The sequence below is a fragment of the Anabaena sp. CCY 9910 genome (genome assembly GCF_963920875.1).
Lineage (GTDB): Bacteria > Cyanobacteriota > Cyanobacteriia > Cyanobacteriales > Nostocaceae > Trichormus > Trichormus variabilis.
In genome coordinates, this window is the sequence record NZ_CAWUDJ010000020.1 from 87,879 (window position 1) to 109,638 (window position 21,760).

General features: G+C 43.0%; 19 protein-coding genes. 13 read left to right on the forward strand and 6 right to left on the reverse strand.

The genetic code is table 11. The features are described from left to right. Nucleotides 1-104 precede the first annotated feature (104 nt). A complete protein-coding gene (locus ACM5QX_RS16330; protein WP_414754455.1) occupies nucleotides 105-1,499 on the forward strand; it encodes a DICT sensory domain-containing protein in 1,395 nt (464 codons plus the stop codon). Then, a complete protein-coding gene (locus ACM5QX_RS16335; protein ID WP_414754456.1) occupies nucleotides 1,496-2,137 on the forward strand; it encodes a pentapeptide repeat-containing protein in 642 nt (213 codons plus the stop codon). The genes ACM5QX_RS16330 and ACM5QX_RS16335 overlap by 4 nt, the downstream gene beginning before the upstream one ends. 49 nt (nucleotides 2,138-2,186) lie before the next feature. Here ACM5QX_RS16335 and ACM5QX_RS16340 read toward each other — a convergent pair whose 3' ends face one another. Next, nucleotides 2,187-2,408 (reverse strand): hypothetical protein, encoded by a 222-nt coding sequence (locus ACM5QX_RS16340; RefSeq protein WP_414754458.1) that lies wholly within the window; start codon nucleotides 2,406-2,408, stop codon nucleotides 2,187-2,189. A gap of 475 nt (nucleotides 2,409-2,883) precedes the next feature. On the opposite strand from ACM5QX_RS16340, the gene ACM5QX_RS16345 reads away from it, so the two are divergent. From ACM5QX_RS16345 to ACM5QX_RS16360, 4 genes are all read left to right on the forward strand, one after another. Beyond that, nucleotides 2,884-3,540: a Nif11-like leader peptide family natural product precursor gene (locus ACM5QX_RS16345; RefSeq protein WP_414754459.1), complete on the forward strand. Its 657-nt coding sequence runs from the start codon at nucleotides 2,884-2,886 to the stop codon at nucleotides 3,538-3,540. Between the two features lie 199 nt (nucleotides 3,541-3,739). Continuing rightward, on the forward strand, nucleotides 3,740-5,251 hold the full coding sequence (locus ACM5QX_RS16350) for an AAA family ATPase (RefSeq protein WP_414754460.1): 1,512 nt from the start codon (nucleotides 3,740-3,742) through the stop codon (nucleotides 5,249-5,251). A gap of 125 nt (nucleotides 5,252-5,376) precedes the next feature. Beyond that, nucleotides 5,377-5,856, forward strand: coding sequence for an SH3 domain-containing protein (locus ACM5QX_RS16355; protein ID WP_414754461.1), 480 nt, complete (start codon nucleotides 5,377-5,379; stop codon nucleotides 5,854-5,856). 794 nt (nucleotides 5,857-6,650) lie between these two features. Further along, nucleotides 6,651-8,177 carry a peptidoglycan-binding domain-containing protein gene (locus ACM5QX_RS16360; RefSeq protein ID WP_414754462.1) on the forward strand — a complete coding sequence of 509 codons (1,527 nt, stop codon included), beginning with the start codon at nucleotides 6,651-6,653 and terminating at the stop codon, nucleotides 8,175-8,177. A 270-nt stretch (nucleotides 8,178-8,447) separates the two neighbouring features. Here ACM5QX_RS16360 and ACM5QX_RS16365 read toward each other — a convergent pair whose 3' ends face one another. Then, nucleotides 8,448-8,939, reverse strand: a complete 492-nt coding sequence (locus ACM5QX_RS16365) for a hypothetical protein (RefSeq protein WP_011318088.1) — start codon at nucleotides 8,937-8,939, stop codon at nucleotides 8,448-8,450. A gap of 209 nt (nucleotides 8,940-9,148) precedes the next feature. Here ACM5QX_RS16365 and ACM5QX_RS16370 point away from each other — a divergent pair, with 209 nt between their 5' ends. Then, nucleotides 9,149-9,718 (forward strand): DUF2808 domain-containing protein, encoded by a 570-nt coding sequence (locus ACM5QX_RS16370; protein WP_414754463.1) that lies wholly within the window; start codon nucleotides 9,149-9,151, stop codon nucleotides 9,716-9,718. 184 nt (nucleotides 9,719-9,902) lie between these two features. Here ACM5QX_RS16370 and psbC read toward each other — a convergent pair whose 3' ends face one another. After that, entirely contained in the window at nucleotides 9,903-11,282 is a 1,380-nt protein-coding gene (gene psbC / locus ACM5QX_RS16375) for a photosystem II reaction center protein CP43 (RefSeq protein ID WP_011318086.1), read from the reverse strand. Beyond that, entirely contained in the window at nucleotides 11,266-12,321 is a 1,056-nt protein-coding gene (gene psbD / locus ACM5QX_RS16380; protein ID WP_011318085.1) for a photosystem II D2 protein (photosystem q(a) protein), read from the reverse strand. The genes psbC and psbD overlap by 17 nt, the downstream gene beginning before the upstream one ends. A 496-nt stretch (nucleotides 12,322-12,817) precedes the next feature. Between psbD and ACM5QX_RS16385 the strand changes: the two genes are divergently transcribed. The 6 genes from ACM5QX_RS16385 (at nucleotide 12,818) to ACM5QX_RS16410 (ending at nucleotide 19,792) form a co-directional block, all read left to right on the forward strand. After that, entirely contained in the window at nucleotides 12,818-13,414 is a 597-nt protein-coding gene (locus ACM5QX_RS16385; RefSeq protein WP_011318084.1) for a photosystem I assembly protein Ycf4, read from the forward strand. A gap of 214 nt (nucleotides 13,415-13,628) precedes the next feature. Beyond that, entirely contained in the window at nucleotides 13,629-14,417 is a 789-nt protein-coding gene (locus ACM5QX_RS16390; protein WP_414754464.1) for a peptidylprolyl isomerase, read from the forward strand. 94 nt (nucleotides 14,418-14,511) lie between these two features. Beyond that, entirely contained in the window at nucleotides 14,512-15,675 is a 1,164-nt protein-coding gene (locus ACM5QX_RS16395) for a beta-ketoacyl-ACP synthase (RefSeq protein ID WP_414754478.1), read from the forward strand. Between the two features lie 138 nt (nucleotides 15,676-15,813). Next, nucleotides 15,814-17,235 carry a folate/biopterin family MFS transporter gene (locus tag ACM5QX_RS16400; RefSeq protein ID WP_414754465.1) on the forward strand — a complete coding sequence of 474 codons (1,422 nt, stop codon included), beginning with the start codon at nucleotides 15,814-15,816 and terminating at the stop codon, nucleotides 17,233-17,235. Nucleotides 17,236-17,518: 283 nt separating this feature from the next. Then, the gene (locus ACM5QX_RS16405) at nucleotides 17,519-19,012 is read left to right on the forward strand and encodes a carotenoid oxygenase family protein (RefSeq protein WP_414754466.1); all 1,494 of its coding nucleotides are present in this window, start codon (nucleotides 17,519-17,521) and stop codon (nucleotides 19,010-19,012) included. Nucleotides 19,013-19,036: 24 nt separating this feature from the next. Beyond that, nucleotides 19,037-19,792: a creatininase family protein gene (locus ACM5QX_RS16410; RefSeq protein WP_414754467.1), complete on the forward strand. Its 756-nt coding sequence runs from the start codon at nucleotides 19,037-19,039 to the stop codon at nucleotides 19,790-19,792. 53 nt (nucleotides 19,793-19,845) lie between these two features. Here ACM5QX_RS16410 and ACM5QX_RS16415 read toward each other — a convergent pair whose 3' ends face one another. Continuing rightward, complete coding sequence (locus ACM5QX_RS16415) at nucleotides 19,846-20,559, reverse strand: DevA family ABC transporter ATP-binding protein (protein WP_414754468.1); 714 nt, start codon at nucleotides 20,557-20,559, stop codon at nucleotides 19,846-19,848. An 8-nt stretch (nucleotides 20,560-20,567) separates the two neighbouring features. After that, nucleotides 20,568-21,746, reverse strand: coding sequence for an ABC transporter permease DevC (gene devC / locus ACM5QX_RS16420; RefSeq protein WP_414754469.1), 1,179 nt, complete (start codon nucleotides 21,744-21,746; stop codon nucleotides 20,568-20,570). Between the last annotated feature and the right edge of the window lie 14 nt (nucleotides 21,747-21,760).

A 21,760-nucleotide genomic window follows, 5' to 3' on the forward strand; every position in this document is an offset into this window, starting at 1 on the left:
ACACACAAAGCACAGTAAACTAAAGATTCAGAAGCATAAATTTATCACCTCTGGATTAAATCCTGTTTTCCTTAGCGCCTCGGCGATTCATATAATCAAACCCCATGTTAGAAGGTTCAATTCTACAACAGCTAGAAGCGTCCCATCGCCACAGCACCAGACCAGTCCGATTCGGGGTGTATTACAAAAATACCCTGGTTGCGCTTTGTCATGCTTTAGAAGACCATATATTGGCGGATGATAATTCACCTTTAGTAATTACTGCCTTCCAACGGGGTAAGTGGTATTTGCAAGAAGCTGAAAGATATGCAGACATCGCTCAGTGCAGTCGCCAAATTGCTATCATGGCAGCGCCAGATGCAGGTTTTGCTGAACATCCCACTAGCCAACTGCCGAATGTCGATTTAGTCCCTTTAGATCCATCCGATCCAGTAGCTCAAGAATGGCATTTGATTATTTTGTCGCCTAAGTACACAGCAATGGTACTTTGTCAAGAGTTATCTGATGCTGATTATGGGGTAGGTGGCAGACCGGCTTCTGATGTAGAGCGTAAATTTTATGGCTTGTGGACTTTTGAGCCAGAATTAGTAAAAGAAACGGCAGAGTTAGCGATCGCCCATATTCAAAAATACAACCCAGAATTAGCAGCAAAACTCCTCATTTATGCTCAGGGAATTGAGAACACTATCGGCACTTCAGAAGACTTGAGTATAGTCGTCTCCCGCGTTGTAGATTACCTGCAAATAGGACAAGAGCAATTATCTATTCCTGCTGCCGTTCGTCAGCAAGCTTTAGATAGCAACTTGGTTTCCAACGAAATCCAGGCATTTTTGCGGATGGCACAGTTGATGGATTTGGCTGATATCACCAATCCACAAGCCGCCGCCGAAGTGGCAACCTTAGCAGAAACTTTGGCACAGCTTTTAGATTTACCCGCATGGCAGATTAAAAGATTAAAACTAGCAGGATTATTGCACCGTATAGATCCACTGCAAAAAGCAGAGAGTATTTTTACACCTGGAACTTCCACACACTACCAAGAATCAGCCCCCAGTTGTCCATTAACTTGCTCTTTAGTCCCAGGAGCGCAAGCATTACGCAAAATGTCAAGATTACGGGCAGTAGCTCAAATTATTACTCATCAAACTGAGTGGTGGGATGGGACGGGGGAACCTGCGGGTTTAGCTGGTGACGAAATTCCTCTAGAGTCGAGAATTTTGGCTTTAGTTGCAGACTTTCAGTGGCAAGTTAACCAAAAAAGAACAGCTAGTGAAAATCGGCAAGAGATATTTGTACAAGCCTTGGAAGAATGCCGACAGCAAGCAAACCGCTTTGACCCTAAACTAATAGATGCCCTGTTTTTATTAGTCATGGGCTTGCAACAAGGACTCGACCTACCCCTAATGACACCAAAAGTCAGCACAGGTATGTGGCTACTTGATTCCCGATGGGATAGCCAAAGCAAGACTAGTGAGGAGATGAGTAGTTACCCGCAATGAATATTGACGCAATTAAACTAGGACAACTCAAGCAACTGCCAGGAGCTAATTTAGAAGATGAGGAACTGTCCCAACTGGACTTAAGCCGTATCAATTTAGCTGGCGCTCACCTTGTTGGTACTAACTTTACTCGCTCTAAACTCGAAGGTGGGCATTTAGAGGGGGCAAATTTAATGGGTGCAACCCTCCAAGAAACTGACTTGCGGGCGAACCTGATGGGAGCCAATTTGATGCAGGCAGATTTAACAGGGGCAGATTTGCGGGGTAGTAATTTGCGTGGTGCGAACCTGATGGGGGCTAGACTCAGTGGTGTAGCTTTGGCTGGGGCTTTTTTGAGTGGCGCTAATTTAATGAATGTCAATTTACAAGGCGTTGATTTACGGGGCGCTGATTTACGGGGGGTTAACCTAACTGGTGCGAACCTGAAAGGCGCAGACTTAAGCCGTGCTGATTTACAAGGGGCGTTATTAAGTGAAGCGAATCTCGAAGAAGCCGACCTGCGGGGGGCGAATCTGGCGGGAGCGAACTTGACCGGGGCTAACTTACTCTGTGCAGAGTTGGCAGGGGTGAATTTCCAAGGTGTGAATATAGATAAAGCTTGTTTGGTAGGGACAATATTAGAAATTGGTAATGGGTAATGGGTAATTGGTGATTGGTTGTTACCATTACCCATTCTCACACTTGATATTATTCGTCCTCGTCTTCGTCGTCATAGCGGTCTCTGCGAGAACGGCTAGAATACTCCTCTTCATCTTCTTCGTCTTCATAACGGTCATCGCGGGAGCGGCGGACATCGCCAGAATACTCCTCTTCATCCTCTTCATCTTCATAACGGTCATTACGGGAGGGGCGATCGCTCTCTTCCCAACGTTCCCGATAACCACGATCTTCGTCTCTGGAACCGCCCATAAAATCTTTCGCTTTACGGAAAAAATCACCCACCATAATCTATCTCCTGGGGAAATTCTGTCTGAGGACGTTTAACTGTTGTATATGGTGATCTGATTTGTTATGTATTCCGTCCTACTTTTGAGAGACATTGCGATCGCTCCAAAGAAATAGGCTTGTGGTTAGTAAGCTCGGAAAATCATGTAGATTACCAAGGAAGTTTTATTTAAAAAAATACTAAATAATTTATATAAACATTTCGATATATTTAGAAATTATCACTATTTTTAACAATATAAAATTAGCGATCACTGAGAACTTTGTCTCAGTAATTTTTTCTGTCAGCTATAGTTTTTACAGGAAAATATACTTGTACCCTGTGTGCTGTTATTCACAAAAGAAGTTTCATGAATACTGTCGAATATACAGGTTTATAGTTACTACACTGATATTTATTAATACTTTTACAAATATTCAAGGAAAGGAGCTACAAATTATGTACTACCAGATATGGAATTTCTTCTTAAAAGAAGAACGGTATAATTTTTGGAAGAATGAAATAAATCTTTATAACAATCCGAATAAATTAACATGGCAGAAAGTTATTGATTTTTTTGCTTTTGTGGAGCAAAATCTACTCTTAAAAAGTCAACTAGGAGAAGTTGATACCTTAGAAGGTTTTATTAACTTAGTAGTAGATAATGGATATTGCTTAAAAGCAGAAGAAATTGCTTGGTTCCTCGTTACTAGAAAGCAGATTTGGAATTTATTTGATTTAGCGCAAACAACACCGCTACTCAAAGATCAATTACTATCAGCGAAAAATCCACAACAGTTTACTAAAGTGGCTGCTGATTATGGCTATTACTTTTCTGTAGATGAATTAGCTTGGTTGTTAACCGAAGTTAAGTCATCTCCTGAGCTAGTATCTATCAACAATAGCGTTGGGGAAATTTTAACTGTGTCCAACTATGGCAAAATCGAAATTGGATACTGGATTTGGTTAGCAGAAGAATGGGGAATTGTGCCACCATTCTGTCATCGAGTCCAACCAGGAACTTTCTTATCTCAATATATTGATAATCCTTTCTTACCAGATCGCTGTTTTTTACCCAAGAGCTACTTTAAGCAGCAACTAGTAATTAGTCATTAGTCAGTTGTCAGTTGTCAGTTGTCATTAGTCAGTTGTCACTATAATCTTTTCCGCCTGATCTCTATTCCTCTAAGTTTTCCTATTCCCCAATCCCCAATCCCCAATCCCCCACTCAGTACTAGATCGCATGATCAAATGGGATTTTGGTTAAAGAAAGTTGTACATTGCCTTCAAGAGCAACTAACCATAAGCCCTAGATATGAACTTCCGTGAAGAGTTTAAACTGCTCCTGAGAGCGCGTTATCCGTTAATTTACGTACCTACCTACGAAGAAGAACGGGTAGAAACGGCTATCCGCGAAGAAGCAGCCAATCAAGGTAATCGCCCAGTATATACTTGGGATTTTGTCGATGGTTATCAAGGTAACCCCAATGATGTGGGATTTGGGCGGCGTAATCCCCTGCAAGCTTTAGAATTTTTAGAGAAATTACCAGCCTCAGCGCCAGCAGTCATTATTTTGCGAGATTACCATCGATTTTTGGATGATGTGGCGATCGCTCGCAAACTCCGCAATCTGGCGAGACTGCTGAAGTCGCAACCGAAAAATATTGTCTTATTATCGCCACGCATCGCTATTCCTGACGATTTAACCGAAATTTTAACGGTTGTCGAGTTCCCCTTACCTAACGCCCCAGAAATTAAAGTAGAGATTGAACGTTTACTGCAAGCTACTGGTAATTCTCTCTCTAGCAAAGTTACCGATGATTTAGTGCGTTCTTGCCAAGGGCTATCGATGGAAAGGATTCGGCGGGTTTTGGCGAAAGCGATCGCTACTCATGGCGAATTGCAACCAGAAGACGTAGATTTAGTTTTGGAGGAAAAGCGCCAAACTATCCGCCAAACCCAAATCCTCGACTTTTACCCCGCCACTGAGCAGATTTCTGATATAGGGGGACTAGATAACCTCAAAGATTGGTTATTACGTCGTGGCGGTTCCTTTAGCGATCGCGCCCGCCAATATGGATTACCCCACCCACGGGGTTTATTATTAGTAGGGATTCAAGGCACTGGTAAATCTTTAACAGCAAAAGCGATCGCTCATCATTGGCACTTACCCCTACTACGCCTAGATGTCGGACGATTATTTGGCGGTTTAGTAGGAGAATCAGAATCCCGCACCAGGCAAATGATTCAGGTAGCAGAAGCCCTTGCGCCCTGTATTCTCTGGATTGATGAAATCGATAAAGCTTTTTCTGGACTGGGTAGTAAAGGTGATGCGGGAACTACTAGCCGCGTCTTCGGCACATTTATTACTTGGCTAGCTGAAAAAACCTCCCCAGTGTTCGTTGTCGCTACCGCCAACAACATCCAAGCCTTACCACCAGAAATGTTGCGGAAAGGTCGGTTTGACGAAATTTTCTTTGTTGGTTTACCCAGTCAAGAAGAAAGAAAAGCCATTTTTAATGTTCATTTATCCCGACTGCGCGCCCACAATTTGAAAAATTATGACATTGAGCGATTAGCATACGAAACACCAGATTTTTCAGGGGCAGAAATCGAGCAAACTTTAATAGAAGCAATGCACATCGGCTTTAGTCAAAACCGAGATTTCACTACCGATGATGTTTTAGAAGCTGCTAGTCAAATCATACCCCTAGCCAGAACGGCTGTAGAGCAGATTCAGGAACTACAAGAATGGGCAGCAGCAGGGAGAGCGCGTCTAGCTTCAAAACAAAGCCCCTTGAGTGACAGCTTTGGCAAGCTACGCTAACACTTCAGTGTAAGTTGCCATAATTAATTTGTGCAAAGTCAATAGTCTCAAGTCTCAAACTGTTGACTATTGACTAATGACTAATGACCATTGACTATTGACTATTGGTAATGAGGTTTTAAATTATGTTTTCCGCCTTGCTTAAGTTCATACTGGGAATATTATTAGCGATCGCAGTTTTATTAGGTAGCGGCGTTGCGGTTGGACTCTATTTCATGAATAGAACCGCCATACCGCCAACCAAGCCTATGTATGCTAATGATATTCCTGCGCTCAAAGACCCGGATAGCAAAAAGAATAAGATAGAACCTGTCTCCACACCTCAAGCTAAAATCGAAACGACTCCTACTCCCAGCCCATCCCCCACAGAAACGGAAAAGCCATTGCCAAAAGGTGCTTATAAAGGGCGTATTACATGGCCTCAAGGAGTAAGCTTGAGGGCTGAACCAACTCAAGAGGCTGAGCGAGTGGGAGGCGCTGGTTTTGACGAAAAAATTATTGTCTTAGAAGAAAACCCAGATAAACTTTGGAAAAAGGTTCGCGTTGAAAGCAGCAAAATAGAGGGCTGGACAAAAGTTGGGAATATTGAACGAGTGGATGAATAATAGTCAAGATTTAAAACATTGTGCCTACAGCACCTCATACCACAAGACGGGGATGATCTAAACCCCGTTTTCAGCTGTGGCTTGGGGCTAAGTTTGGATGTAGGCATCTTAAAACCTGATAATTGAGCATAAGAAAACTACTTTAACGCAAACTTCATTTTTTATTCAAAATCAGAGCTACTCTGCGCTTACTTTAGCGTTACTCTACGTTTCAAAACCTTACATAATTTATCACTTTAATAAAGATAAATTTAGGACTTATACAGTTCCTTGATGAAGATGCACTTTATTCTGTACTTTAGAGACGTTGCATACAAAGTCTCTACATCATTGATTTGGCGCAACTTCATAGAGAATTGCTATTACGCACCCAGATTTTCTGTTGAGACCGGGTATAAGGGTTTCAAACATTTATACCCATAAACCCCTACACCCCTACACCCTTCTCCAAACTCTTGATCTTTTGTTTTCATGCGTGAGTCCTAAAATTGATAAGTTTCTCAAAGACTCGAAAGCCCATCTACAGTTATTAAAGCTACATTCTCAGCACGATAGCGACACTGATGAAATACCGTAATGTACCAATAACACTGATAACGTGGTATATTTTTCCATATAAAATTAAGTGCAAACATAGTAAATCTATATAGATTCAAACCAATAATTGTGCCTTAAGTTCACACATTATTAAGTAACTTTGCTGAACCACCGGAAAATGAGCTGATTGTTGTGATTTTAATCTAGACAAGAACCTTTGTCAGGGAATCCTTCTACCACGAAAAAGCAAGACATCTATGGACACCATCAGTTATTCCCATCTTGCCTCTATTTATGAGGCATCGGAAGATATAGAATTTATTCCCATAAAAGTTAATCTAAAATTTTGGCAATGGCCAAAGTTTTCTAGTAGTGCAGCAATTAGGCTGTTATCTGTAGCCCTGAGTATAAGCATCTTGAGTCTGGCTGGAGAAGCTTTAGCATTACAAAAAGTAGGCAGTACTGGTTCAGAAGTTGCTGAAATCCAAAGATGTTTAAAAAAATTAGGCTTTTTCAATGGCCCCGTGAATGGCAGATTTGCTAGCATCACCCGTAGTGGTGTGATTGGTTTTCAACGCGCTAATAAACTCGCGACTGATGGTGTTGTGGGTGGTGGAACACAAAGAGCTTTACAAAGAGCGTGTCGTAGTGCGACTCCAGGCGCTATCAGCCGTGGTGATTTGCGGCTAGGTAGCAGAGGCGCAGCAGTTTCTCAACTACAACAGAATTTGCGGCGGTTGCGTTACTTTAACGGCCCCAACACTGGCTATTTTGGCTCAGAAACTCAGCAAGCAGTTATCAGGTTTCAACGCGCCAATCGCATAGGTGCTGATGGTATTGTTGGTAGTCAAACTGCACAAGCTATCAGAAATGCAGCAACTGGTAGCGTAAGTGTGGAATCTCCAGTACTTTCGGAAGGTAGTACCGGTCAAGCTGTCACTAGACTGCAAGAGCGTTTACGTCAATTGGGTTATTTCAGCCCTAATCCTACAGGCAATTTTCGCAGTATCACTAGAGATGCGGTCATGGCCTTTCAACGCAATGCCGGTTTACCTATTACCGGAGTTGTCAATCAACAAACGTGGAATGCTTTAGGTGGTGTTGCTCAAGTTCCCAATAGACCGGGTTTATCTACTCCACAGGTGAGAGATTTGCAGCAACGTCTACGGGATTTGGGTTATTTTAATGGCAATCCCACTGGCTCTATTGGTGTAATGACAAGGGATGCAATTGTCCGATTTCAGCGTGACTATCGACTCACAGCCGATGGCATTGCTGATGTGCAGATCCTACAGGCAGTCAGCCGAGTCTGGGAAGACAGATATGCCAACCAGCCTAATAGAAATTTACTCACTGTAGGCGATCGCGGCAACAATGTGAGAGCAGTCCAACAGCGTTTAACTCAGCTAGGCTTTTTTACTGGCAGTCTCGATGGTTATTTTGATGAATACACCAGAGCATCTGTAGCCTCATTCCAGCAATATTATCAACTGAATCCTACTGGTAACGTAGATTCGCAAACTTGGCAAGCGCTCAACATCAATGGTTCACCCATCGCAGAGATTTCTTACAATTCTGGTAATAATCGCTATGTGGTCATAGTACCGATTAGTAATGGCGGGACTCTCAACCAAGTGCGCCGTTACGTACCTAGTGCTTACACATCTAAATCCAATTTAGGAACTTTTGTCAATGCTGGAACCTATAGCGATCGCTCTTCCGCAGAACAAATGTCTAGGATGTTGCGTTCTAATGGTTTAGACGCAAGAGTACAGTATTTTTAATAGTTGAAGGCTGACAGTTAACCGTCAGCCTTCAATAAATTATATGACTATGTAAGGGACTTCCAGATAAAAAAATGTCCAAAATGTAGGGTGCGTCAGTGCGAGAAAACCTAGCTGTACCAAGAAATTATTCATACTGACGCACCCTACTAACCGTCAATTTGGAATAATTTATTTTTTGGTCTTCCCTAATTTAAAAGCGTAATAGCTGATCAACATTCACGAGTTTAATCTCATTCGTCTTCAGGACTTGTTTTTAGGGACGACTATCTAACTTTGCTGTTGCCAGCACCAATTAAAAAGTACGCCACCTACTAATAATTTCACCACCTCTAGTATAAAGTAACCACCGTGGAGTAAATTCATCGTTGCTGGAATAGCAGATTCTGTGGCAAATAGATTGAGATTAACTCCAATAGCCGACATTTGCGGAGTAAAAAAATAAGTATTGAGGAGAGCGATCGCCAACAGCATAACGGCGATAACTGTCATATTCACTTTCCCTTGTGTGTGAGTTTTACTCCAAACCAGTATGCCAGTTAATACTACAGCCGCAGATAACAATTCTAAGCGATTAAAAATCCAAAAAATTGCATACCCTGCTGTAGTAAAACCCTCTTGCAACATCATCCCTGAAAGGTAAAGACTAGGCATAATTACCCAATCCAAAACTAGGCTAGCACTCAGCCAGAAGCCGAGAGCAAACAAGGTAGCAGTTTGCCAACTCGGATGCTTGAATTCAACTTTAGAAATAGCATTCATAAGAATAATTGCTGGGTTTGTATGTTTAGTTTCTAACTTTCATAGTAACTCTGACAATAGATATCAATTATCTTTTACAAATCATTTGTATTTTTAAGTAATAATAGTTATCTTAGTGATTTATCAATAATAAATATTAAGTTTATGGGCTAATTATTTAGCGATTGAGCAAGTATAATTACTATCTAATTGGTCAAATAAGCTGAGTTATGGCCTTTAAAGTATTATTGGGTACAGCGATCGCCGGTTTAGCAATACTCAATGGATCTACCATCTCACCGAGTCAAGCAATTCAGTTGCAAGATGGTACAGTCTATTTTGTCCAACCACCACGCCTTGTAGAAGCAGTAACCACATACAGCCAGGTCAATTTCTGGGGCGCAACATATTATTTCACCGTCCACTTGCCAGAAAACGCTAGCGAACCCTTACAACAAGTCATAATTAACCAGCATGAAGGAGTGGATGACATTCACTTCGACCTAAAAAACAGTTTTGCTTTTGAAGGTACACACTCCCGTAAAGGCAAGAGAATTGGATTAAAAGATGCGACTGATAATCGTCAAACCAGAACAGTATCCATCATATTTGACCCTCCAGTATCTCCAGGTAAAACCATCACAATCGGCTTGAAACCTTGGCAAAATCCAACTGTCTCAGGAGTATATCTATTTGGGATTACAGCTTTTCCTCCAGGAGAAAAAACTCACAGCCAATTCCTCGGTTTTGGTAGATTGCATTTTTACAACGACAGTAGCGGCCATTTCCCTTTTTGGTAAGTAAGGGTATAGGGGTATAGGGGTATAGGGGTGTAAGGGTTTCAAACATTCATAATCCTGTATCCCTTTCTTTTCCTTGCACCCAATCCCCAATCCCCAAAATCCATAACTAAAAAAAAGCTCTTGTTATTACACAAGAGCCTAAAAAGCGTTTGATTGTCAGTGATGAAATAAAATTTGCAACTTAGTCGAGGTCGCCCATAGACATTGCTGGTTCATTCTCACGGTCAATACCCTTCTCGAAACCGCCAGCCGCAGCGCGAGCGCGTCCAGCGTGCCACAAGTGACCAATTAAGAAGAAGAAGCCTAACACAAAGTGAGAAGTAGCCAACCACGCACGAGGAGATACGTAGTTGAAAGAGTTAATTTCTGTAGCCACACCGCCCACAGAGTTCAAAGAACCTAGAGGAGCGTGAGTCATGTATTCAGCCGCGCGACGTGCTTGCCAAGGCTGAATATCATTCTTGATTTTATCTAGGTCAAGACCGTTAGGACCACGTAGAGGCTCTAACCAAGGGCCTTGGAAGTCCCAGAAGCGCATGGTTTCACCACCAAAGATGATTTCACCAGAAGGAGAGCGCATCAAGTATTTACCCAAACCTGTAGGGCCTTGGGCAGAACCAACATTAGCACCTAAGCGTTGGTCACGAACCAAGAAGGTTAAAGCTTGAGCTTGAGAAGCTTCAGGACCAGTTGGGCCGAAGAATTCGCTGGGGTAAACAGTGTTGTTGTACCAAACCATACAGGAAGCGATAAAGCCCATTAAGGACAAAGCGCCTAAGCTGTAGGAAAGATATGCTTCACCAGACCAGATAAACGCACGACGCGCCCAACCAAAAGGCTTGGTGAAGATGTGCCAAATACCACCAGAAATACAAATTAAAGCGATCCAGATGTGTCCGCCAATGACATCTTCCATGTTATTCACGCTAACAATCCAACCTTCGCCACCGAAGGGAGATTTAAGCAAATAACCGAAGATCACAGCTGGGTTCAGTGTGGGATTAGTAATTACACGTACATCACCACCACCAGGGGCCCAGGTGTCATAGACACCACCAAAGAACATTGCTTTCAATACCAACAGCAACGCACCACATCCCAGGATGATCAGGTGGAAGCCGATGATATTGGTCATCTTGTTCTTATCTTTCCAGTCATAACCAAAGAAAGAGGAGTACTCTTCTAAGGTTTCTGGACCACGGACGGCGTGGTAAATACCGCCAAAGCCTAATACGGCAGAAGAAATCAGGTGGAGTACACCAACAACAAAGTAGGGGAAGGTGTCGATAACTTCACCACCAACGCCAACGCCCCAACCAAGGGTAGCGACGTGAGGTAACAGGATTAAACCCTGCTCGTACATCGGTTTTTCTGGAATGAAGTGAGCGACTTCAAATAAGGTCATCGCTCCGGCCCAGAACACAATCAAGCCAGCGTGGGCAACGTGAGCGCCCAGCAGTTTACCGGATAAGTTGATTAGGCGCGCATTACCAGACCACCAAGCAAAACCGGATGATTCTTGGTCGCGTCCGCCGCCTAAGGTATTAGAGAGCGTTACCACGTGGTAGTACCTCTTCGGGGAATACAAATTTTTCGTGAGGCTGATCTTGAGGAGCCATCCAAGCGCGGATACCCTCGTTCAGCAAAATGTTCTTGGTATAGAAGGTTTCAAATTCTGGGTCTTCTGCTGCCCGTAATTCTTGGGAAACGAAGTCATAAGCCCGCAGGTTCAATGCTAAACCAACGATGCCTACCGCACTCATCCACAACCCAGTTACGGGTACGAACAACATGAAGAAGTGCAACCAGCGTTTGTTGGAGAAAGCAATCCCGAATATCTGTGACCAGAATCGGTTCGCTGTCACCATTGAATAGGTTTCTTCTGATTGGGTGGGGTTGAAGGCGCGGAAGGTGTTTGCGCCTTCGCCGTCTTCAAATAGGGTGTTTTCTACTGTTGCACCGTGGATGGCACACAGTAATGCTCCACCGAGTACACCTGCTACTCCCATCATGTGGAAGGGGTTTAGTGTCCAGTTGTGGAACCCTTGCAGGAATAACAAGAATCTGAAGATTGCTGCTACTCCGAAGCTTGGTGCGAAGAACCAAGATGATTGTCCCAATGGGTACATCAGGAATACGCTGACGAATACCGCTATGGGTGCTGAAAATGCTAGTGCGTTGTAGGGTCTGATTCCTACTAGTCTGGCAATTTCAAATTGACGTAGCATGAATCCGATCAAGCCGAAGGCTCCGTGTAAGGCTACGAATGGCCATAACCCTCCTAGCTGACACCAACGGGTAAAGTCCCCTTGGGCTTCTGGTCCCCACAACAACAACAGGGAGTGTCCCATGCTGTCTGCTGGGCTTGATACTGCTACTGTCAGGAAGTTTGCTCCTTCCAGGTAGGATGATGCTAGTCCGTGGGTGTACCACGATGTGACAAATGTTGTACCGGTTAGCCAACCGCCTAGTGCTAGGAAGGCGCAAGGAAATAATAATATCCCTGACCAACCTACGAATACGAAGCGATCGCGCTTTAACCAGTCGTCTAGTACGTCAAACCACCCTCTACTGGGGGCCCTTCCTACTGCGATGGTCATTTAACTAAAATCCTCTTTTACTAAAAATTGCAACGTCTTTAAGCAGCGCTTTGGCTGGTTTTCCCAACTTCTGGCAACTACCGCGAGGAAATAACGTTTTTTTTGACATTCTCAGTTGTCTTAAAACTTCTGAGTTCCTGAGAGGCTACCAATTAGTTAAATTGGCTTTTCTCAGAGATATGTCTTTACACGCACCATCAGCTAGTCACCTAGCTTGTGGTAACTTAATGATTCTTAACTTACCATATTAGTCCGGCTTTTGCTTAATCCATCTAATGTGAATCAACCATGAAACACGAACCTATTAAATACTATGAATATCAGAAATTTTACAATCTGACACAACTTTTCTCAGAAATCTTGACATTGGATGAGTGACGGCTGACAGTTAACCTTTAACTTTTAACCCTTAACTAACTAATTCTTGAGCTTGCAAGACATCCTGTTCAGGTGGCAGACTCTTAAAAGGGAAGAACTCACAGGCCAAGATATTTCCATGACGGCATCAACAACAATTAACAAAGGTGATTCACCTAACGGTGACAGTTCCGCTTCCAGCGTCCTCCATCAAAAAGTTCTCGGTTCTCGTCGGTTCAGTAACTACTGGTGGGCAAGTATTGTGACGTTGGGAGCATCGGGCTTTCTTTTGGCAGGCATATCCAGTTACTTAAAAGTTAATTTACTCATAGTTACCGACCCAACTCAACTGATATTTGTACCTCAAGGTTTGGTAATGGGTCTATATGGTACTGCTGGCTTGCTTTTAGCGTCGTATTTGTGGCTAGCTATCCTCTGGGACTTAGGCGGCGGCTACAACGATTTCAATCGAGAAACTGGGAATATTAAAATATTTCGTTGGGGATTTCCTGGTAAAAACCGTAAGATTGAAATTGGCAGCCGTATACAAGATATACAGTCTGTACGTATAGACATCAAGGAAGGCTTGAACCCCCGCCGCGCCCTATATCTCCGTGTTAAAGGTCGTCGAGATATACCGTTGACTAGAGTTGGTCAACCTTTATCTTTGGCAGAATTAGAAACTCAAGGCGCTCAGTTAGCCCGCTTTTTAGGAGTACCTTTGGAAGGTCTTTAAGGGTAATGATTGGATGTAGCTTTAGCTTTCCGAAGCTTGGTAGATGAAGAAACAGGGGAGCAAGGGGAAAACTTAGAGAAAGGTTTCCTCCTGTCTTCCTACATCCTGTTCCCTCGGCCCATTCCTCTAGTTAATTATTTATCTTGAATTTTGAATTTTGAATTTTGAATTGTTGATAGAGGCTAATATACATTGGTTGAGCCAGTAACTGACAATGCGGTTAAAATTTTCACAATTCTTGGTTGCATTTTTGATAATCGGCTCCCTGATTTTGGGAGGTTGTTCTGCCCAGGAGGTTAGCCTTAACTCTTCTCCAGGGTCTACAGCAGTTGAGACAACCACCACTACTGCTGAAGCAACATCTGTGTCTGAAACAAATAGTGAGAGTAATTCGGGAATGACAAATTCTTTACCACGCCTCGAAGGCAAAGCTACTGTGGTAATTACAGTTAAAGGGTCGCCAATTACTGTCGAGGTAGACGGTACAAATGCCCCCATCACAGCTGGCAATTTCATTGATTTAGTTCAAAAAGGTGTTTACGATAACACAGTTTTCCACCGAGTTGTCCGTCAGCCTCAACCCTTTGTAGTGCAAGGCGGCGATCCTCAAAGTAAAGACCCAAAAAGTTCCCAACAACTCTGGGGAACTGGTGGCTACATTGACCCAAAAACAGGCACTGAACGCCGCATTCCCTTGGAAATTAAACCCAAAGGAGAGGCAGAACCACTTTATGGCAAAACTTTCGAGTCTGCTAGAGTGACGGTAGCACCTGAGTTACAGCATAAACAAGGGGCGGTCGCAATGGCGCGATCGCAACAACCAGATTCGGCATCTTCACAGTTTTATTTTGCTCTAGCTGATTTGGGATTCCTCGACGGTAACTATGCTGTATTTGGTCAAGTTACTCAAGGCTTTGACGTAGTGAACAAAATTCAGCAAGGCGATCGCATCGATTCAGCTAAAGTTACTCAAGGTGCAGAGAACTTGAAAGTTCCTCAATAGGTTTGGGGATTAGGGATTGGGTACTAGTGATGGGGAGTAGAGTAATCATTGTCCTTCTCTTTAGTCCCTCATCTCTAATCCAAAATCTCACATGATGGAAGTTGTTATCACTGGTATTGGGCTAGTTTCAGCCTTGGGTACGAGCCTAGAGGAGAGTTGGCAAAGTTTAATTGCAGGTAAGTCTGGAATAACATGGCATCAACCATTTCCAGAGTTACCGCCTCTACCTCTAGGCTTAATTTGTCAACAGCCGACTAGTTTGGCAAGCTTGACTCAGGTGGTGGTGGATGCGGCAATTAAAGATGCTGGGTTAGTACCACCTTTAACTGATTGTGCTGTAGTTATCGGCTCTAGTCGCGGTTATCAAGCATCCTGGGAAAAACTAGCACAGCAAATATATGCTGGTGATAATTCATTTGATAACGCAGAAAGATTAGAGGATTGGTTAGATACTTTACCCCACATGAACGCGATGGCTACCGCCAGACAAATTGGGGCTACAGGGGCAGTTACAGCACCGATGGCGGCTTGTGCTACCGGAATTTGGGCGATCGCTCAAGCCGCAATTCTCATCCAAACAGGGCAATATCAACGCGTCATTGCTGGAGCTACAGAAGCAGCAATTACACCCTTAACTTTGTCAGGGTTTCAACAAATGGGAGCTTTAGCCAAAACCGGAGCTTACCCTTTTGATTTGCAGCGTGAAGGTTTAGTTTTAGGTGAAGGGGCTGCTGTATTTGTCTTGGAATCCAGACAATTAGCTGAAAAACGCCAAGCCAGGATTTATGGTCAAATTTTGGGTTTTGGCTTGACAAATGATGCCTACCATAGTAACCAATTAGATCCTGAGGGTAAGGGTGCGATCGCAGCCATTGAGCAATGTTTAGTGCGGAGTCAGCTAACACCGACTGATATTGATTACATTCATGCTCATGGTACGGCTACTCAGCTGAATGACCGAATAGAAAGTCAAGTAATTAAACATTTATTTCCCCCAAAAGTAGCAGTTAGTTCTACCAAAGGCAGTACAGGCCACACTTTAGGCGCATCAGGCGTGTTAGGAGTGGCGTTTTCACTTCTAGCTTTAGAGCAAAAAATATTACCTCCCTGTGTGGGATTACAGGAACCAGAATTCGATTTGAATATAGTAAAAACAGCACAACACAGCCAAATTCAACAGGTTTTGTGTCTGAGTTTTGGCTTTGGTGGACAGAATGCCGCCATAGCTTTAGGAAGAGGAAACGATCATTGGGGTTAGGTTCTAGAGGTGAGACTACAAGGAATTTCCCACAAAAATTTTGCTTTTTCCCCAGTCTCCAGTCCCTAATCCCCAATCCCTACATTTCAGAAACGGATATGATAGAAAAGTCGATAAAACTTAAAGAATATTCATCAAATGCTGATTGACTCCTCTGGCTTGTCCAAGGTCAAAGACTCAGTAAGAAAACAAATTTTCTTCGGTAATGAACCTAGTGCCGAATTAATTGCCATCCTTAGCGTCTATTTTGTCCAAGGGATTTTAGGCCTGGCGCGTCTAGCCGTCAGCTTTTTTCTCAAAGATGAATTGTTGTTAAGTCCTGTTCAGGTATCGGCATTAATGGGAATTGTGGCCTTACCTTGGATGGTTAAGCCATTATTTGGCTTTGTTTCAGACGGCTTACCGATATTCGGCTACCGTCGCCGACCATACCTAGTGTTATCAGGAATACTGGGAGCAATTTCTTGGATCAGTTTGGCCACAATAGTTCATACTAGCTGGGCAGCTACCGTAGCGATCGCCCTTGGTTCTCTATCTGTCGCTGTGAGTGATGTGATAGTTGACTCCCTGGTTGTGGAACGCGCCAGAGAAGAATCAGTGTCTCATGTTGGTTCACTACAAGCACTATGTTGGGGAGCTTCTGCCTTTGGCGGTTTGATTACTGCCTACTTTAGTGGGTTGCTACTGGAGCATTTCACTACCCGTACCGTATTTCTGATTACAGCCTCATTTCCTCTCATTGTCTCAGGGGTCGCTTGGTTGATTGCTGAGTCTCCTGTTAGTAAAGACGGGAGTGATAATACTAACCTCCTCAGTGTCAAGCACCAACTACAGCAACTACGCCAAGCATTCACGCAAAAAAGTATCTGGCTGCCCACCGCCTTCGTGTTTATTTGGCAAGCCACCCCAACTGCTGACTCAGCCTTTTTCTTCTTCAGTACCAATGAACTCCACTTTGAACCAGAGTTTCTAGGGCGAGTGCGTTTAGTGACGAGTCTGGCATCTTTAATTGGTGTTTGGATTTTTCAACGTTTCTTAAAAAGTGTCTCCTTCCGGCTAATTTTTGGTTGGAGTACGGTCATTTCCGCAGTTTTGGGTATGACCATGCTATTGCTAGTGACCCACACAAATCGGGCTTTGGGTATAGATGACCGTTGGTTTAGTTTGGGTGATAGCCTCATTCTCACAGTGATGGGACAAATTGCCTATATGCCAGTTTTGGTACTTTCTGCCAGACTTTGCCCCCCTGGTGTAGAAGCCACATTATTTGCCTTATTGATGTCAGTCTTTAATTTAGCCGGCATGGTTTCTTACGAAGTGGGAGCTATCATCATGCACTGGCTAGGAATTACTGAAACTAACTTTGATTTACTTTGGCTTTTGGTATTAATCACTAACTTGAGTACACTATTGCCATTGCCGTTTCTCAACTGGCTACCAGCCGATGATGCAGAAATAGAAACCCAGGCATTAGCACCAGCTTCAGCTAATAGTCAAGTGTCTAATTTAGTTCCTGAATTAAGGTTGCGAGAAGCAGAACCCAGAACCGAAAATAGTTGAATAAAGCCACGCAAAATAATCCTTTATCGTAAATAAAAGGGTTTAAGACTCCTACGTCTATAAGTCAATACGGTTCAGTTAAGAGAATAGTAATTTGGGTGGAGCGATAGCAGAACCCAACAAAGTCTTGAGAATGTTGGGTTCCGTTCCTCCACCTAACCTAAACCAGTCTAAGTTGTTGCCTTAACTGAACTGTATTGGTCTATAAGTAGTATACAGTTGGGGTTTAAATCCCCAACTGAAAATGTTTTGAATTTTAAATTTTGAATTTTGAATTATTAATATGCAGAGTTACAAATATCAACAAAAAGAAACTTCAGAAAAATCATATACTCGTGAAGACTGGCAGGGAGGATATAAATCTCTAACACAAGAGTTTGATTATTGGATTGATGATGTAGAAGGGAAAATTCCTCCCGAACTGCAAGGTACATTGTTTAGAAACGGGCCAGGATTACTAGATATAAAAGGACAAAGTATTCATCACCCCTTTGACGGCGATGGCATGATTAGCCGTATTAGCTTTGTCAATGGTCGCGCTCATTACCGTAATAGTTTCGTCAAAACAGCAGGGTATTTGGCAGAAAAAAATGCTGGTAAAATTCTGCATCGGGGAGTTTTCGGGACTCAAAAACCTGGTGGTTGGTTAGCTAATATATTCGATTTCAAGCTGAAGAATATTGCTAACACTAATGTTATCTATTGGGGTAATAAACTTTTAGCATTGTGGGAGGCGGCGGAACCCCATCGCCTCGATCCCAAAACGTTAGAGACATTGGGTAAAGAATATTTTGATGATGTTTTGTCAGTGGGTGAAGCTTTTAGCGCTCATCCCCGATTTGACCCCAGTTGTGAGCAGGATAACGGCGCACCTTGCCTAGTCAATTTTTCAGTTAAACCCGGCTTATCTACGACAATTACGATTTTTGAGTTAAATCTAGCAGGCGAAGTTGTCAGAAAGCACGCTCACAATGTACCTGGGTTTTGTTTTATTCACGATTTTGTAATTACACCTAATCACTGCATCTTCTTTCAAAATCCTGTTAGCTTTAACCCGATACCTTTCGTTTTAGGATTACGTGGCGCTGGGGAATGTATTCAAGTACAACCAAATCAGCCAACGCGGATTATTATCATTCCTCGCTTTCCTCAGTCAGGACAAGCAGAAATCAAAACTTTAGAAGTGCGTTCAGGTTTTATTTTCCATCACGTTAATGCTTTTGGTGTGGGAGATGAAATTCTTGTAGACTCAATTTGTTATGACTCTCTACCAGAAGTAGAGCCAGAAAGTGATTTTCGCCAAGTGGATTTTGAGGCGATCGCACCTGGTCAACTATGGCGTTTTTACCTTAATCTCAAGGATGGGACAGTACAAAAAAAATTAATTGAATCTCGTTGTTGTGAGTTTCCCGCAATTCATCCCCGTAATGTAGGGCGTTCTTATCGATACTTGTATATGGGTGCGGCTCATAGGGAAAGTGGTAATGCACCATTGCAAGCATTATTTAAAATAGATTTAGAGTCTGGAGAAAAACAGATATGGAGTGCAGCACCTCGCGGTTTTACGGGTGAGCCGATTTTTGTTCCTCGTCCAGGCTCAGAAAAAGAGGATGATGGTTGGGTACTGGCTTTAGTTTATGATGCGGCTCATCACCGTTCAGATGTGGTAATTTTAGATGCTAGTGATTTTACTAAAGGGGCGATCGCTAGGCTACATCTCCAGCATCATGTACCCTATGGTCTTCACGGCAACTTTACTCCCCAGGTATTTGTATAAACTAGTACTGCAAAGTGAGTGAAAATGTTACTAAGTTTAAGCACATGGCAGGAAGTTGAAACCTACTTGCAAAAATCCACAGGGATTATTCTCCCGATTGGTTCGACTGAACAGCATGGGCCGACGGGATTAATTGGTACAGATGCGATTTGTGCAGAAGCGATCGCTCGTGGTGTGGGTGAAGCAACTGGGGCGATCGTTGCGCCTACAATCAATGTGGGGATGGCTCTACACCATGCAGCTTTTCCCGGTACGATTAGTTTGCGTCCCAGTACTTTGATTCTACTTGTGCGGGACTATGTAACCAGTCTGGCCAAGGCTGGTTTCACAAAGTTTTACTTTATTAACGGACATGGTGGTAATATCGCCACCCTCAAAGCCGCATTTTCGGAAACATACGTATATTTGGAAGACTTGCAGATTCCCTCAGCCCATAAAGTACAATGTCAAGTCGCTAACTGGTTTATGTGCGGTTCTGTGTACCAGCTTGCCAAAGAATTGTATGGTGATCAAGAAGGTTCTCATGCTACCCCTAGTGAAGTAGCCGTAACTCAATATGTCTACCCAGAAGCGATTAAGCAAGCACCGCTTTCACCAGAAGTAGCCAGAGGATATAGAATTTACAGTGCTACCGATTTTCGCCAACATTACCCAGATGGAAGGATGGGTTCTAATCCCGCTTTAGCAACACCAGAACATGGTAAGCAATTTTATGATTTAGCCGTCAAAGAATTGAGTAATGGGTATTTAGAATTTTTGAATGTTGATACCGTTTCTTAATGAAGATTTGCTTTATTCTGGACTGTAGAGACGTTGCATGCAAAGTCTCTACATCATTTATTGACACTCACCGCATCCTTGACAAGATGACCATCTTCCATGTACACAATGCGATCTGCTATGTCTAGAATGCGGTTGTCGTGGGTGACTAGCAAAATTGTACAATGATGCTCTTTGGCTAGTTTTTGCATTAATTCTACGACATCCCGCCCTGATTGTTTATCGAGGGCTGCGGTTGGTTCATCGGCCAAGACTATTTTAGGCTGACTGACTAAAGCACGGGCGATCGCCACTCTTTGTTTTTGTCCTCCCGATAAGTTATCTGGGTAATAATTCAGCCGATTTCCTAAGCCGACTTCCTCTAACATTTCTGTTGAGCGAGTTAGCATTTCTTGGGTGGGAATTCCTGGTTGCAATTCCAAACCCATACGCACATTTTGCAGTGCTGTTAGGCTACCGTGTAGGTTATGCGCTTGGAATATATAACCATTGTTGCGTCTTGCTTGAGTTAATTGTTTACTACTAGCACCGCAGAGTTCACTACCTAAAATCCGCAAATTACCAGACTGGGCGGAACGCAAACCACCAACTAAAGTTAGTAGGGTAGTTTTTCCAGAACCGGAAGGCCCTGTCATAATCACAATTTCGCCTGCATTAATTTCGAGGTTGATATTAAATAAAACCTGTTTGCGGAGTTGTCCACTACCAAAGTAATGGTCAAGATTTTGAATAGAAATCACAGGTTCTGAAGTGTTAACGGTTTGCATAAGTTGTCTCAAAACATATCGGCTGGGTCAGCAGATTGTAATCTACGTGTGGCTATAGCCCCGGAAAAGATACACATGATTATGGTTAATAATAAGACTAATAAGGCTCTAACTGCTGTCATGAATATGGGTAAATTTGTGGCATTTGCGGCTAATCGATAAAGCCCCAAGGGAACTATAAACCCTGGAATAAAACCCAAGACTGCTAAAATTAAAGCCTCTTCAAAAATTACGCCTAATAAATAAGAATTGCCATATCCCATCGCTTTAAATGTGGCATATTCTTTGAGGTGGGCATTTACGTCAGTGGAAAGTACTTGATAAACAATAATCACACCAACCATAAATCCCATTGATACGCCTAAACTGAAAATGAAGCCGATAGGGCTGCTTGTTTTCCAGTAGTCTTCCTCCATTTTGACGTATTCAGCACGAGTCAATACTTTGACATCATCATTTGGGAGGTAAGACTTGAGTGCTTCGGCTACTTGTTTTGGATCATAACCGGGTTGAACATTAACTAAGCCTAGATTGATACTTCCTGCTAGTCTGCGAGGAAACAAACGTAGGAAGTTTTCATCACTAGAAATTAAAGTACCGTCAGCACCAAAGGAAGCACCTAGTTTAAATGTCCCACTAATCGAAATAGTTCTTTTATCTACTTCTGTAGTGACACTTTCCCCCGCACTAATCTGACTAAAAACTTTGTTGTATTCACCCCTAGCTGCGCGGTCAAAAATGAAGTTATCTGGTAACTTAATCTTATCTAGCTGATTGTTAACTTCTGGGATATTCAAAGCAGGTTGCTCAGGATTAAACCCAATTGCTTGTACTGAAGTTTTACGGCGAGTTTGGGGATTTTTCCAGGTGACTAAACCGATATACATGGCTTCTGCTGACTTCACGCCGGGAACATCCGCAGCTTGCAACAGCCGCCGCCGGGAGAAGGTAGCCAAGTTCTGCATATTTCGGCTTTGAGGACTGATTAAAACGATGTCTGCAAGCACTGCCCGATTGAGGCGGGTGTTACTGTCATACAAGGCATTTTGAAAGCCCAACTGCATGAACATGAGGACATCGGCAAAGGCGATACCAGATAAAGCGACCAAGAGGCGGCTTTTATAATGACTCAGTTGTAGCCACCCCAAAGGCGTGCGTCGTTGTAGTTCTTGAATGAATCCAGTCATATTTAGTTATTAGT